At 60.1% G+C, this 14507-nt stretch carries 15 protein-coding genes; 5 read left to right on the top strand and 10 right to left on the bottom strand.

The window, feature by feature from the left end; genetic code table 11:
• Positions 1 to 120 precede the first annotated feature (120 nt).
• Positions 121 to 1095 (bottom strand): cysteine synthase A, encoded by a 975-nt coding sequence (gene cysK, locus ACA072_RS07155; protein ID WP_497623768.1) that lies wholly within the window; start codon positions 1093 to 1095, stop codon positions 121 to 123.
• A gap of 127 nt (positions 1096 to 1222) precedes the next feature.
• On the opposite strand from cysK, the gene ACA072_RS07150 reads away from it, so the two are divergent.
• The gene (locus tag ACA072_RS07150) at positions 1223 to 2299 is read left to right on the top strand and encodes a DUF748 domain-containing protein (protein WP_497623767.1); all 1077 of its coding nucleotides are present in this window, start codon (positions 1223 to 1225) and stop codon (positions 2297 to 2299) included.
• On the opposite strand, the gene ACA072_RS07145 is transcribed toward ACA072_RS07150, so the two are convergent.
• Positions 2296 to 2799 carry a DUF2442 domain-containing protein gene (locus ACA072_RS07145; RefSeq protein WP_497623766.1) on the bottom strand — a complete coding sequence of 168 codons (504 nt, stop codon included), beginning with the start codon at positions 2797 to 2799 and terminating at the stop codon, positions 2296 to 2298. The genes ACA072_RS07150 and ACA072_RS07145 overlap by 4 nt on opposite strands.
• On the bottom strand, positions 2787 to 3017 hold the full coding sequence (locus ACA072_RS07140; protein WP_497623765.1) for a DUF4160 domain-containing protein: 231 nt from the start codon (positions 3015 to 3017) through the stop codon (positions 2787 to 2789). The genes ACA072_RS07145 and ACA072_RS07140 overlap by 13 nt, the downstream gene beginning before the upstream one ends.
• 202 nt (positions 3018 to 3219) lie before the next feature.
• Here ACA072_RS07140 and ACA072_RS07135 point away from each other — a divergent pair, with 202 nt between their 5' ends.
• Both ACA072_RS07135 and ACA072_RS07130 read left to right on the top strand, forming a co-directional pair.
• Positions 3220 to 4065 (top strand): AAA family ATPase, encoded by an 846-nt coding sequence (locus ACA072_RS07135; RefSeq protein ID WP_008035065.1) that lies wholly within the window; start codon positions 3220 to 3222, stop codon positions 4063 to 4065.
• A 13-nt stretch (positions 4066 to 4078) separates the two neighbouring features.
• Positions 4079 to 5257 carry a vWA domain-containing protein gene (locus ACA072_RS07130; RefSeq protein ID WP_497623764.1) on the top strand — a complete coding sequence of 393 codons (1179 nt, stop codon included), beginning with the start codon at positions 4079 to 4081 and terminating at the stop codon, positions 5255 to 5257.
• A 123-nt stretch (positions 5258 to 5380) separates the two neighbouring features.
• Here ACA072_RS07130 and ACA072_RS07125 read toward each other — a convergent pair whose 3' ends face one another.
• From ACA072_RS07125 to ACA072_RS07110, 4 genes are all read right to left on the bottom strand, one after another.
• Positions 5381 to 6307, bottom strand: coding sequence for a 5-oxoprolinase subunit C family protein (locus tag ACA072_RS07125; RefSeq protein ID WP_497623763.1), 927 nt, complete (start codon positions 6305 to 6307; stop codon positions 5381 to 5383).
• Positions 6304 to 7008 (bottom strand): 5-oxoprolinase subunit PxpB, encoded by a 705-nt coding sequence (gene pxpB / locus ACA072_RS07120; RefSeq protein ID WP_497623762.1) that lies wholly within the window; start codon positions 7006 to 7008, stop codon positions 6304 to 6306. The genes ACA072_RS07125 and pxpB overlap by 4 nt, the downstream gene beginning before the upstream one ends.
• On the bottom strand, positions 7005 to 7757 hold the full coding sequence (locus ACA072_RS07115) for a 5-oxoprolinase subunit PxpA (protein ID WP_497623761.1): 753 nt from the start codon (positions 7755 to 7757) through the stop codon (positions 7005 to 7007). Before ACA072_RS07115 ends, pxpB begins: the two co-directional genes overlap by 4 nt.
• 63 nt (positions 7758 to 7820) lie before the next feature.
• Entirely contained in the window at positions 7821 to 9107 is a 1287-nt protein-coding gene (locus ACA072_RS07110; protein ID WP_497623760.1) for an MFS transporter, read from the bottom strand.
• Positions 9108 to 9265: 158 nt separating this feature from the next.
• On the opposite strand from ACA072_RS07110, the gene ACA072_RS07105 reads away from it, so the two are divergent.
• Entirely contained in the window at positions 9266 to 10180 is a 915-nt protein-coding gene (locus ACA072_RS07105) for a LysR family transcriptional regulator (RefSeq protein WP_497623759.1), read from the top strand.
• Positions 10181 to 10300: 120 nt separating this feature from the next.
• Here the strand turns inward: ACA072_RS07105 and ACA072_RS07100 are convergent, their stop codons facing one another.
• The 3 genes from ACA072_RS07100 to ACA072_RS07090 are packed head-to-tail and all read right to left on the bottom strand — an operon-like array spanning position 10301 to position 12156.
• Positions 10301 to 10843 (bottom strand): DUF2937 family protein, encoded by a 543-nt coding sequence (locus ACA072_RS07100; RefSeq protein WP_008067554.1) that lies wholly within the window; start codon positions 10841 to 10843, stop codon positions 10301 to 10303.
• Between the two features lie 12 nt (positions 10844 to 10855).
• Entirely contained in the window at positions 10856 to 11632 is a 777-nt protein-coding gene (locus tag ACA072_RS07095; protein WP_109628454.1) for a class II glutamine amidotransferase, read from the bottom strand.
• Between the two features lie 26 nt (positions 11633 to 11658).
• Entirely contained in the window at positions 11659 to 12156 is a 498-nt protein-coding gene (locus ACA072_RS07090) for an MFS transporter (RefSeq protein WP_462026046.1), read from the bottom strand.
• Positions 12157 to 12393: 237 nt separating this feature from the next.
• Between ACA072_RS07090 and ACA072_RS07085 the strand changes: the two genes are divergently transcribed.
• Positions 12394 to 14448: a S9 family peptidase gene (locus ACA072_RS07085; RefSeq protein WP_497623758.1), complete on the top strand. Its 2055-nt coding sequence runs from the start codon at positions 12394 to 12396 to the stop codon at positions 14446 to 14448.
• The last annotated feature ends 59 nt before the right edge of the window (positions 14449 to 14507 follow it).

The raw sequence follows: 14507 nt of genomic DNA, 5'->3' as shown, positions 1-14507 counted from the left end.
GACATTCAGTATTAAGGTTTGTGCAACAAAGCACTTATTAACATAAGGTTCCTGAACGGGGGCTGACCTGAATCAGCCCTCGCACCATCCGTAAAAAAGATCCCGCAGACATGACCGCTCTTACTGCTGATTCTCCTGCTCGGTAAACAGATCACTGAACAGCATGCTAGACAGGTAGCGCTCACCGGAATCCGGCAGGATCACCACGATGGTCTTGCCCTGCATTTCCGGTGTTTCGGCCAGCCGCACCGCTACCGCCATCGCGGCGCCACAGGAAATACCGCACAAGATCCCTTCCTCCTGCATCAGGCGCAGGGCCATGGCCTTCGATTCGTCGTCGCTGACCAACTCAACCCGATCGACGATCGACAAATCCAGGTTCTTCGGAACAAAACCGGCACCAATCCCCTGGATCTTGTGCGGACTCGGCTTGATCTCTTCACCGGCGATTGCCTGGGTAATCACAGGCGACACCACTGGCTCCACCGCCACCGAGATAATCGGTTTGCCCTGGGTATTCTTGATATACCGCGAAACGCCGGTAATGGTTCCGCCGGTTCCGACGCCCGCCACCAGCACATCGACCGCGCCGTCGGTATCGTTCCAGATTTCCGGGCCGGTGGTTTTCTCGTGAATGGCCGGGTTGGCCGGGTTGTCGAACTGCGCCGGCATGAAGTACTTGGCCGGGTCGCTGGCGAGGATTTCGGCAGCCTTCTCGATGGCACCCTTCATGCCCTTGGTCGGCTCAGTCAACACCAGTTCGGCGCCCAGCGCCTTGAGAACCTTGCGACGTTCGATGCTCATCGAGGCCGGCATGGTCAGCATCAATTTGTAACCGCGGGCCGCGGCAACAAACGCCAGGCCAATACCGGTATTACCCGACGTCGGTTCGATGATGGTCATGCCAGGCTTTAGTTTGCCGGAGCTTTCGGCGTCCCAGATCATGCTCGCGCCGATCCGGCACTTGACCGAATAACCCGGGTTGCGCCCTTCGATCTTGGCCAGGATGGTCACACCGCGCGGGGCAATGCGGTTGATCTGCACCAACGGCGTATTGCCGATGGAATGGGCGTTGTCAGCGTAAATACGGCTCATGGCTGGGTCCTTGTACAGCGTTGAATAAGCTCCCAAAGGTATGCCTGTTGCCTGTGGTCGTCCAGTCAGGTCGAACGTCCAGTGACCGTCGCAGTCAATGGTTTTACATCGCCAGAGATTTGCCGTCATGAAACGTCGATACAGTTGGCCCCTGTGGACCCTCGCCGGCCTCGTTGTGCTGTTGATTGCCCTGCACATCGCCCTGCCCTACCTGGTGCGCGACTACCTAAACGACAAGCTGGCGGACATGGGCGATTACCGCGGCCAGGTGACCGACGTGGACTTGGCCCTGTGGCGCGGCGCCTACAAAATCAACGGTTTGAAAATCGTCAAGGTCGACGGCAAGGTCCCGGTGCCTTTCGTCAATGCGCCGCTGATCGACCTTTCTGTCAGTTGGCACTCACTTTGGTCGGACCACGCAGTGGTGGCCGAGGTGAAGTTCTTCAACCCCGAGGTGAACTTCGTCGACGGCGGTGCCAATAAACAAAACTCCCAGACCGGTCAAGGCACCGACTGGCGCGCACAGCTCAGCAAACTGGCGCCGTTCACCTTTAACGAAATACGCATCTACGACGGCAAGATCAGCTTTCGAAACTTCAATTCCAAGCCTCCCGTCAACATGAACGCCACCCAGGTCAACGCCAGCCTCTACAACCTGACCAACGTGGTTGATACCGAAGGCAAGCGCGACGCGCGCTTTGAAGGCAAGGCGCTGTTGCTGGGGCACGCGCCGCTGGAAACAACGGCAACCTTCGACCCGTTAAGCAACTTTGAAGATTTCGAGTTCCGTTTGCGGGCCAGGGACATTGAACTCAAACGCATGAACGACTTTGCCTCCGCCTACGGCAAGTTCGACTTCAACGCCGGTCATGGCGATGTGGTGATCGAAGCGCAGGCCAAGAAGGCCAAACTGACCGGCTATATCAAACCGCTGCTGAAGGACGTCGATGTCTTCAACTGGCAGCAGGACGTGGAAAACAAGGACAAGGGACTTTTCCGTTCCATCTGGGAGGCCATCGTCGGCGGCTCCGAAACCGTGTTGAAAAACCAGGGCAAGAATCAGTTCGCGACTCGCGTCGAACTGAGTGGCAACGTGCATCGACAAGATATCAGCGCGTTCCAGGCTTTTTTGCAGATTTTGCGCAATGGTTTTGTCCAGGCGTTCAATGCCCGGTATGAGCGGCCGAAGCCGGAGGCTGGTTAAGGTTTGCGCGTAACGGTGTAGCGCCCGGTTTCTTCGGCGGCCCGCATCGGGCTCGCCTGCTGCTGCAGGAAATCCCACCCCAGACAGGCCAGCGCCAATGATCGGGGTACCGCTTCACGCCCACTGCTATAGCGCGTGATGCTGCGGGCGCTAACCCCCAACGCTTCAGCCGCCTGATTGAGCGGCAACCCGGTTCGGGCGCGCCAATCGATAAAGATCCGGGTGTTTTCGTCCGATGCGTTTTGCGCGAGCGCATCCAGATAAAGGGTGTCGGCGCCAATCTGGATGTCCTGCTCCGGCCACTCGACACTCCAGCCATCATCACCCGACATTGCACTTTCAAAGGCGCCAGCCTCCAGCAATGGCTGCAACCCTGGATAGGCGTGCAAGTCGCGACTCAAATCGAGGGTCAGTTGCTGACCGTCGATAAAGGTCAGCGCCAAGCGGAAATCCGGCAGCGCCTGCACAGCCAACAGCCTTGGTCGTTTCATGGGTAACATCGTTTCCAGTCCTCCAGCAATTGCACCTGATGGGTCCTGACCCACTCCAGTGCTTCCTTGATAATCAGCGGCGGTGCCTTGCCCACCATCACTTCGACGGTTACCAGGCTCAACATGACATCCAGCCCGCCCCCCGTCAGGTGGACATGGGGCGGTGGATGATCCTTCTCACGCAACTGAATGCGGTACGTATCGCGAAATCGATATTTAGTAGACATACCCCGCAAGCTATCGCCAAAATGGCTATAGCTCAATACCGGCCAGCAGCCAAATCCGAGTCAAGATGTGACGCTCCATTCAGAGACTGAATAAGCCGTCTGCGTTCACAGTCGACCGGGCAGCGCGTTATAGTCGGGTACTACACTTATTGCGCCCCGCCCTGCCCCGTTCAGGTCGGCGTTACCGTTCGAGGATTAGCAGATGAAGTTCGAAGGCACCCAGGCCTACGTCGCCACCGATGACCTGAAGCTGGCGGTCAACGCCGCCATTACCCTGGAGCGTCCACTGCTGGTCAAGGGCGAGCCGGGCACCGGCAAAACCATGCTCGCCGAGCAACTGGCCGAGTCCTTTGGCGCCAAGTTGATCACCTGGCACATCAAGTCCACGACCAAGGCGCATCAGGGCCTTTACGAGTACGACGCGGTCAGTCGCCTGCGTGACTCGCAACTGGGCACGGAAAAGGTTCATGACGTTCGCAACTACCTGAAAAAGGGCAAGCTTTGGGAAGCCTTCGAGTCTGAAGAGCGGGTAATCCTGCTGATCGACGAAATCGACAAGGCTGACATCGAGTTCCCGAACGACCTGCTGCAAGAACTCGACAAGATGGAGTTCTACGTTTACGAGATCGACGAGACCATCAAGGCCAAGAAACGCCCGATCATCATCATTACTTCCAACAACGAGAAAGAGCTGCCGGACGCTTTCCTGCGCCGCTGCTTCTTCCACTACATCGCCTTCCCGGATCGCGTGACGTTGCAAAAGATCGTCGACGTCCACTACCCGGACATCAAGAAAGACCTGGTCAGCGAAGCGCTGGACGTGTTCTTCGACGTGCGCAAGGTACCGGGCCTGAAGAAAAAGCCCTCGACCTCCGAACTGGTGGACTGGCTGAAACTGCTGATGGCCGACAACATCGGCGAAGCGGTTTTGCGTGAACGCGATCCGACCAAAGCGATTCCGCCGCTGGCAGGCGCCCTGGTGAAGAACGAGCAGGATGTTCAATTGCTTGAGCGTCTGGCGTTCATGAGCCGTCGCGGCACCCGCTAAGAGGCTGATCGCCATGCTGCTCAACCTGTTCAATGAAATGCGCGCAGCCAAGGTGCCGGTCTCGGTGCGTGAACTGCTGGACCTGATCAATGCGCTGAAACAGCGCGTGACCTTCGCCGACATGGACGAGTTCTACTACTTGTCCCGGGCGATTCTGGTGAAGGACGAACGGCATTTCGACAAGTTCGACCGCGCGTTCGGCGCCTACTTCAATGGCCTGGAAAAACTCGACGACCACCTTCAGGCGTTGATTCCTGAAGACTGGCTGCGCAAGGAATTCGAGCGTTCCCTGACCGACGAAGAGCGGGCCGCGATCCAGTCCCTCGGCGGCCTGGACAAGCTGATTGAAGAGTTCAAGAAACGTCTCGAAGAACAGAAAGAACGCCACGCCGGCGGCAACAAATGGATCGGCACCGGCGGCACCAGCCCGTTTGGCTCCGGCGGCTTCAACCCGGAAGGCATTCGAGTTGGCGATGCCGGCAAGCGCCAGGGCAAAGCGGTCAAGGTGTGGGATCAGCGCGAGTACAAGAATCTCGACGATTCGGTGGAGCTGGGCACGCGCAACATCAAGGTCGCCCTGCGGCGCTTGCGCAAATTCGCGCGTCAGGGTGCGGCGGAAGAGCTGGACATCGATGGCACCATCGACCACACCGCACGCGATGCCGGCCTGCTGAATATCCAGATGCGGCCGGAGCGACGCAACACCGTCAAGTTGTTGCTGTTGTTCGACATCGGCGGCTCGATGGACGCGCACGTGAAGATTTGCGAAGAGTTGTTCTCGGCCTGCAAGACCGAGTTCAAGCACCTGGAGTACTTCTACTTCCACAACTTCATTTATGAATCGGTGTGGAAGAACAACATGCGCCGCACTTCCGAGCGCACGTCGACCCAGGACTTGCTGCACAAGTACGGCGCCGACTACAAAGTGATCTTCATTGGCGATGCTGCGATGGCGCCTTACGAAATCACCCAGGCCGGCGGCAGCGTCGAGCACTGGAACGAAGAAGCCGGTTATGTGTGGATGCAGCGGTTCATGGAGAAGTACAAGAAGGTCATCTGGATCAACCCGTATCCGAAAGATACGTGGGGTTATACGTCTTCGACCAATATCGTGCGGGACTTGATTGACGACCAGATGTACCCGCTGACGTTGCGGGGGTTGGAGGAAGGGATGAGGTTTCTTTCCAAATAGAGATTGTTGTCGTCTGTAATACCGCCTTCGCGAGCAAGCCCGCTCCCACATTTGATCTCCGGGGAACACAGTAACCGTGGGCGACCGGGATCAAATGTGGGAGCGGGCTTGCTCGCGAAGCTTTTAGCGGTTCACAAACCTCTGCAGGTACTCAATTTGTTGCCGATGCGCCACTTCTTGCACCACCGGCCTCAATCGCACCTTCGCCCCCGGCAAACACTGCGCCAGTCGAGCCAACGCCAACGGCGTCAACGCCCCCAACCGCGGATATCCGCCAATGGTCTGCCGATCATTGAGCAACACAATCGGCTGACCATCCGGCGGCACCTGGACTGCGCCGAGGGGGATGCCTTCGGAAATCATCGGTTTGCCCTGGTACTGCAACTCCGTTCCCAACAAGCGAATGCCCATGCGATCGGCACGACTGTCTAGGGTCCAGACGCTGTTGAACGCGTCGAACAGACTTTGCCCGCTGAACTCGCCGATCTGCGCGCCGAGGACCACATCCAGAGGCGAATCGACTTTGAAATCCGGCCGATGCTCTGTCGGCAACTCCCGTAGCAGTAACAGTGCACTGCCGCGATAGCTCAACGAAGCATCTTTGGCCAAAGGTCGGCCCAGACCATCCAGACCGCCGAGTTCTTCACGAACCACCGTCGAGCTACTGCCCAACACTTTTGGCGCATCGAACCCGCCCGGTGCCGCCAGATAGGCCCGCGCCCCGAGCAGCGGTTGAGTGAACTGTAATCGCTGACCTTTGTTCAGCCGGAAACTGCGCCACGGCGCCAATGCCTCGCCATTCACTTGCGCGCCCAGATCCGCGCCAACCAGCGCCAACACGCAATCTTCCTCGGCCACGACGCTGAATCCGCCGAGGGTGATTTCAATCACCGGCGCATCCAAACCGTTACCCAGCAGCCAGTTGGCCCACGACATCGAGCGCCAATCCAGGCCACCGCCCTGGGTCACGCCCAGATGCCGCACGCCAAAACGGCCAGCGTCCTGCAACAGGCACAGCGGCGTACTCGCCTCAATCAATAGATGGCTCATGCCTGGGCCTCCAATGGCGTGTCATCACCGCCCAGGTTGATGAACTCGGCATGACTGACCGCTTCAAAGCGCACGGTGTCGCCCGGTTGCATCAGGCTGTAGCCGTCGCGTTCGCGGTCGAACAGCTTGGCCGGCGTGCGACCGATCAAGTTCCAGCCACCGGGGGACACCATCGGGTAGGCGGCGGTTTGCCGCTCGGCGATGCCGACACTGCCGGCAGCGACCTTTTTGCGCGGCGTATTCAGGCGCGGCGCAGCGAGTACCTCCTCCACCAGCCCCATGAAGGCGAACCCCGGTGCGAAACCCAAAGCAAACACCTGATATTCACGCTCACTGTGGCGACGGATCACTTCGTCCACCGACAACCCGCTGCGCTGCGACAACAGGCTCAATTCCGGACCGACGCTCAAGTCATACCAGACCGGCAGCACATGGCATTTGCCGCTGGCGCGGGCATTGGGCGACAGGTCGATCAGCGCTTCGGCGATCAGTTCCCGAGCCTGAGCCGGACTCAACGCGGTCAGATCGTAATGCACCATCAACGTCGTATAGGACGGCACCAGATCAATCAGATGCCCGGCGAACGCAGCGCGCAGGTTTTCGCTGGCCGCCAGCATCCACGGCATGTTGGCCTCGGCAATTTCATCGAACAGCCGCACCATCAGACAATCCAGCGCCACCACCTCAACCCGCGGTTTCATGGTGCGCTCTGCTGATCAAGGGCTTCGCGAATCCGGCGCACGGCCGCCACCGAACTGGCGTTGTCGCCGTGGACGCAAAGGGTGTTGGCCTGCAGATGCAAGGCACTGCCGTCGCTGGCGGTGAGGGTGTCGCCACGGGCGATGGTCAGCGCTTGCTCGATAATTCGTTCGGGATCGTGGTGCACCGCCCCCGGCAGTTGCCGTGAAACCAGCATCCCGGCGCTGTCGTAGGCGCGGTCGGCGAAGGCTTCGAACCACAGGGTTACGCCGTATTCCTCACCCAGTTGCTGCGCGGCACTGTTGTCGCGCGTGGCCATCAGCATCAGCGGCAGGGTCCGGTCATACGCGGCCACAGCCTGCAGCACCGCACGCAATTGCGCCGGGTTGGCCATCATGTCGTTGTACATCGCACCGTGGGGTTTGACGTAACTGACACGACCGCCCTGGGCCCGGCAAATGCCGTCGAGGGCGCCGATCTGGTATTGCAGGATGTCCTGAAGTTCCTGGGCGGCGTAGGCCATGGAACGGCGGCCGAAACCCACCAGATCCTGATAGGCCGGGTGCGCGCCGATCTTCACGCCGTTGCTCAGGGCCAGGCTGACGGTCTTGCGCATGATGCTCGGGTCGCCGGCATGGAAGCCGCAGGCGATGTTGGCGCAATCGATGAAGGGCATGACCTCGGCGTCCAGACCCATGGTCCAGTTGCCGAAACTCTCGCCAATGTCGCAGTTCAATAGCAGGCGGCTCACGGTGAACACTCCTGTAGGCATCTTCTTTTTTTACTGCCGGGCAGTTGCCCCGCAGATTATCAGTTACTGGGCGTCGAGTTGTTTGCCACGGGTTTCCGGCAGGCTTAACGCTGCAATGATCACCACGCCGTAGGACACCGCTGCAAACGCCCCGATGCCTACGCTCAACGGCACCGTCTGACTCAACAAACCGATCAGCAGCGGGAACAACGCCGCCAGGGCCCGACCGATGTTGTAGCAAAAGCCTTGGCCCGAACCGCGAATCCGCGTCGGAAACAGCTCGGTCAGAAACGCACCCATGCCACTGAAAATCCCTGAGGCGAAGAAGCCCAGCGGGAAGCCCAGCCACAGCATCACGCCGTTACTGACCGGCAATTGGGTGTAGAGCAGCACGATGGTGAACGAGCCCACGGCGAACAGGATGAAGTTCTTTTTGCGCCCGAGGATGTCAGTCAAATACGCGCTGATGACGTAGCCGACGTAGGAACCGACGATCACCATCGCCAGATAACCGCCCGTGCCGAGTACGCTCAATCCGCGTTCGTTCTTCAGAAAAGTCGGCAACCAGGACGTGATGGCGTAGTAACCGCCCAGTGCGCCAGTGGTCAGCACCGAAGCGCGAATCGTGGTGAACAGGATACCGGGGGCGAAGATCTCGTAGAACTTCGCTGCGTTGCCGGGTTCCTGTTTGGCCTTGGCTTCGCGGTAGATTTCCGGGTCCTTGACCAGTCGACGGACGAAAATCACGAAGATTGCCGGCACGATGCCGAGGATGAACAGCGCGCGCCAGGCATCTTCCGGCGGCAGTACCGAGAACAGCAGCGCATAGAGAATCGCCGTCAGCCCCCAACCCAGCGCCCAGCCCGATTGCACCATGCCCACCGCTTTGCCGCGGTCCTTGGCGCGTATCACTTCGCCCATCAACACCGCGCCGGCGGTCCACTCACCACCAAAGCCGAAGCCCATCAGGGTGCGGCTGATCAACAGTTGCTCGTAGTTTTGCGCGAAGCCGCAGAGGAAGGTGAAGAAGGCGAACCACAGCACCGTCAGTTGCAAGGTGCGCACGCGGCCGATGCGGTCCGACAGAATGCCTGCCACCCAACCACCGATGGCTGAAGCAATGAGCGTGCTGGTGTGAATCAGCCCGGCCTCGCCGGTGGTGATGCCCCACATGGCAATCAGGGTCGGCACCACGAAGCTGAGCATCTGGGTGTCCATGCCGTCCAGGCCATAGCCGATCTTGCAGCTCCAGAAGGTGCGGCGTTCCTGCTGATTGATGTTGCGGTACCAGTCGAAAGGTCCCGGGCGAGACGTGGCTTTGGGGATGTCGAGCGTGTCGGGCGCACTCATGGCAAATCTCCGTGCAAATTTTATTGGTATTGTTCTGAGCCCCGACGACGCCTATCGTGGGAACCGGATGGCCTGATTTTTGGGCGCCTTGCCCTGTTGCGTCCAACTAATAAAACCCCGCCCTAGACATAAGAATTCTTTATCCCCGAGCAGATCCCATGAACCTGAAGTTTCTCGAAACCTTCGTCTGGGTCGCCAGACTCAAGAGTTTCCGCCTGACGGCAGACAAGCTCTTCACCACCCAGGCGTCGATTTCCAGCCGCATCGCGGTGCTCGAAGGCGAGCTCGGGGTGAAGTTGTTTTTGCGCGACTCGCGGGGCGTGAGCTTGACGCCCGAAGGCTTGAAAGTGCTTGAGTACGCCGAGCAGATGATGGACACCATGCAGGCCCTCAAGCAGTCGATCGAGACGCGATCGAGCAAGGTCGGACGCGTGCGGATCGGCGTGATGGACACGGTGATCCACACGTGGCTAAGCCCGCTGGTGGCACAGATGATGGATCACTATCCGCTGGTGGAGATCGAGCTGGTGGCCGATACGGCGCTCAACCTCTGCGATCAGCTGCAAAAAGGCTTTCTCGATCTGATCCTGCAAACCGACCTGGTGCGCCAGGAAAGCGTGCGCAGCCTGGAGCTGGCGAGCCATCCGATGGGCTGGATCGTGGCCAGTAATTCGATCTACAACCGCGAGTACTCAGACATTGCCGACCTGGCTCGCGAGCGGATCATTACCTACTCGAAAAACTCACATCCGCATCAGGATATTTTGAGCCTGATGCAGGCGAATGGGGTGATGACGCCCCGGCTGAACTGTGTGAATTCGGTGTCGGCGATTACCCGGTTACTGCGCGATGGATTCGGGATTGGCGCGTTGCCGCCGGTCCTGGTGGCCGAGGAGCTGGCGCGGGGGGAGTTGACCTTGCTGGCTATTGATCAACAGCTGCCGAATTTGCAGGTCGTGGTGTCGTGGCGGGTGGGTGTGGAATGGGTGGAGGAGATTGTCGCGTTGTGTCAGCAAGTGCTGGAAAGGTATGCGCGCAAGGTGGGCGAAGACTACATCACCCTGGCGCGCTGAACTGATCGTTCCCACGCTCTGCGTGGGAATGCAGCCCGGGACGCTCCGCGTCCCATCCGAAGCCGAACGCGGAGCGTCCGTTGAGGCATTCCCACGCGGAGCGTGGGAACGATCATCGTCCTAAAGGCCACGCACATCCCGGTCTTCGATCGGCCGGCTCTGGCGCAGGCGTTTGCCGCCCAGCACCACCCAGTCGATCAAACGGAACAGGCATTCAATGCCGAATGACAGCAGCAACGCCCCGCTCATTCCCCAGATCATCGCTTCCGGTGTCAGCAGTATCTGGTAGCTGTAGCCATTCCAGGTTTCCTTGCGAATATCCGGATCAGCCGCCAGCGCCACCTGCAGGACGCGGATGTACCACGGGCCCTGCATGGCCTGGAACTGTTTATCGAGGGCCAGCTGACGGGTGAGCAAGGTGCTCAGGCTGTCGGCGTCGCTGCGGAAAATCGGGTCTTCGCTGGCACGGTAATGGGCGACCAGCGCCTGCATATCGCCCTTGAAGAACTGATTGGCAGTGCCCTGGAAACCGCTCAAGCCGGTCTGCGCCTCAATCAGATGCGCTTCGACCCGTTTCGCGTAATCGCTGATGAACCCCGGCACCTGGACACCGATCAACAGGCCCGCCGCAAACAACACCAGCCGTAGATAACTGAGCAACATCGGGTGAGATCCTTATTCGGTCTTGCCCTGGCTGACGCATTCGCCGCGTCGCCAGAGGCTCCATTGGCCCGGTTCGTAGCGGGTCCAGGTTTCGTTTTCGGTCAGGGGTTCGGTGGCGATCACCGTGACCACATCGTTAGGCGTGGTTTCGGCCTGGAAATCGACGATCACATCGACATCCTTCAACCGCGCCGGGCCGAATGGCGCACGACGGGTGATCTGGGCCAATTTGGTCGAGCAATAGCAGAACAGCCAATCGCCATCGCTCAGCAGGCAATTGAACACGCCTTTGCTGCGGTATTCGGCGCAAGCGGCCACCAGGTCCGGCAGCAACGCTTCGATCTCGACCGGTTCCGGGAACGCTGCGCGAACACGGTTGAGCAGATCGCAAAACGCCGCTTCGCTGTCGGTATCACCGACGGGGCGGTAAAAGCTTTTGATCGGCTGAAAATCGGCAAGCTGGCCATTGTGGGCGAAACACCAGTTGCGGCCCCACAGTTCACGCACGAAAGGGTGTGTGTTGGACAGGCAGACCTTGCCGACGTTGGCCTGGCGTATGTGCCCGATGACCACTTCGCTTTTGATCGGATAGCGCTGCACCAGGTTCGCCACTTCGGACTCGCAGCTCGCCGCCGGGTCCTGAAACAACCGCAGCCCGCGCCCCTCGTAGAAGGCGATGCCCCAACCGTCACGGTGCGGGCCGGTGCGGCCGCCGCGCTGCATCAGCCCGGTGAAGCTGAACACGATATCGGTCGGCACATTGGCGCTCATGCCCAATAACTCACACATGCTCGGAATCTCGCTTCAAGGCCGGGTTACAAACGCGGTTCGACCCGCAAACGCTGAGGGTTGCTCGGCACTGGCGGACGACCGTAACGATCATCGCCGGCACCGCCGAACGGATGATCGTCGTCAGGATCGTCGGCCCGGGCCGCGGCCTTGGCGGCGGCTGCCTGTTCCTTGCGAGCGTTGGAGGCGCGTTCGAGCGGGAAGCGGATCGCCACGTAAACCAGGTAAATGCCGAAGGCGATCATGCCGTACATGAACAGATCGGAAACCGCCCGCCAGGCGTTGTTGCCCACCTTGAACAGCAGATCGAGCGCGGTGATGGCGATGGCCGGGGCCACTTTTTCCTTCACCGGGTCGATGATGGTCGGGCTGAACAGCAGCACCGCAACCAGCAGCCGCAGCGGTTCGCGCAGCCAACGCCACATCCAGCGGGTGATGCGCATCCACACCAACAGGCAGCCTAAAGCGGCAAAGGCGTAGAGGCCCCAGGCGATCAGATAGTCGTTCTCGGTCATGGTGTCCATGGCAAGGCAGGCAAAGAGGCGCTTATAGTAACGACTTTTCGCCCGTCAGGCTTGTCCCAATGCCGGGCCGCTACGCCTGACTCCTGTGGGAGCGGGCTTGCTCGCGAATGCGGTGTGTCAGCCAACACAGATGTTGAATGTGCAGGCCCCTTCGCGAGCAAGCCCGCTCCCACAGGGGTTTGCAGCGGCATCAAGACACGCGCGCGCCCTATTCCGTACATTGTCCGAGAGTCCTCCATGCCCTTATCCGCCAACGCCACCAGCGCCCCGATCGCCCGCAAGGCCGAGGGTGATGACCCGTATGCCTGGCTGCAGGAGCGCGACACCGACGCGGTGCTCGACTACCTCAAGGCTGAAAACAGCTACCAAGAGGCGCAAACCGCCGATCAGGCCGGGCTGCGCGAAACCCTGTTCGAGGAGATCAAGGGCCGGATTCTCGAAACCGACCTGTCGCTGCCCTCCCCGTGGGGCCCCTACCTGTATTACACGCGCACCACCGCCGGTGACGAATACGCCCGCCACTATCGCTGCCCGCGTCCGGCCGATGACAGCCTGCAGCTCGACGAAAGCCGGGAACAGCTGCTACTCGACCCGAACGAATTGGCCAATGGCGGCTTCTTTTCCCTGGGTGCGTTCAGCATCAGCCCGGATCATCAGCGCCTGGCCTACAGCATCGATTCCACGGGCGATGAGATTTACACGTTGTTCGTGAAGGAATTATCCAGCGGCCGTGTCAGCGAACTGGAGTTCCAGGACTGTGACGGCAGCATGACCTGGGCCAACGACAGCCTGACGCTGTTTTTCGGCGAACTCGACGACACCCACCGTCCGCACAAACTGTTGCGCTATCGACTGGACGGCACGGCGGCCGAAGAAGTGTTCAATGAGCCGGATGGACGATTCTTCCTGCATTGCTACCGCTCCAGTTCCGAACAGCAATTGCTCCTGTCGCTGGGCAGCAAGACCACCAGCGAAGTCTGGGTCCTCGACGCCTCCCAGCCGCAGCAGGCCTTTACCTGCCTGGCGCCCCGGGTCGAAGACCACGAATACGACGTCGATCACGGCACGCTGAACGGTGAATGGGCCTGGTTCATCCGCACCAACCGCGACGGCATCAACTTTGCCCTGTATAGCGCCATCGATACCGGCGTTGCGCCCACCGAGGCCGACTGGCAGAACCTGATCCCCCACAGCGATAGCACGATGATCGAAGGCATGAGCCTGAACGTCGGCGCGATGACCCTGAGCCTGCGGGTCGGCGGCTTGCCGGTCATTGAAGTCCACCCACAAGACCTGCCGAGCTACCGCGTGCAACTGCCGGATGCGGCGTACAGCCTGCATGTGCAGAACAGCCTGGAGTTTGTCAGCGACAGGATCCGCCTGCGGTACGAGGCTTTGAATCGTCCGGCGCAGATCCGTCAGCTTGAGCTGGACAGCGGCGAGCAGAAAGTCCTCAAGGAAACCCCGGTGCTCGGCCCGTTCGACGCCGACGCTTACGTCAGCCAGCGCCTGTGGGCGATGGCACCCGATGGCACGCAAGTGCCGATCAGCTATGTCGTCAAACGCGAAGCACTCGGGAAGCCGACGCCGCTGTATCTGTACGGCTACGGCGCTTATGGCGAAAGCCTCGACCCGTGGTTCTCACACGCCCGCCTGAGTTTGCTGGATCGCGGCGTGGCGTTTGCCATCGCCCACGTGCGTGGCGGCGGTGAACTGGGCGAAGCCTGGTATCGCGCCGGCAAGCAGGAACACAAGCACAACACCTTCAGCGACTTTATCGGCTGTGCCGAACACCTGATCGACAACGGTTTCACCACCTCGCAGCAATTGGCGATCAGCGGCGGCAGTGCCGGCGGTTTGCTGATTGGCGCGGTGCTCAATCAGCGTCCGGAGCTGTTCGGCGCAGCGATTGCTGAAGTGCCGTTCGTCGACGTGCTCAACACCATGCTCGACCCGGACCTGCCGTTGACGGTTACGGAATACGACGAGTGGGGCAATCCCGGAGAGCCGGACGTTTATGATCGGATCAAGGCCTACGCGCCGTACGAAAACGTCACCGCGCAAGCCTATCCGGCGACCCTGGTGATTGCCGGCTACAACGACAGCCGCGTGCAGTACTGGGAGGCGGCGAAGTGGGTGGCAAAATTGCGCGCGACCAAAACCGACACCAATCCCCTGCTGCTCAAGACCGAATTGGGCGCCGGGCATGGCGGGATGAGCGGTCGGTATCAGGGATTGCGTGACGTAGCACTCGAATACGCATTTGTTTTCAAGGTTTTGGGGATTGCCTGAGGAACTTGGCCCGGCGTGCTGGTCTTAACACCAGACACCGGGCTGACGCGGCTCCCTGT

Source organism: Pseudomonas sp. LBUM1656 (assembly GCF_059716065.1).
This window is presented reverse-complemented; position numbering and strand designations above follow the sequence as displayed.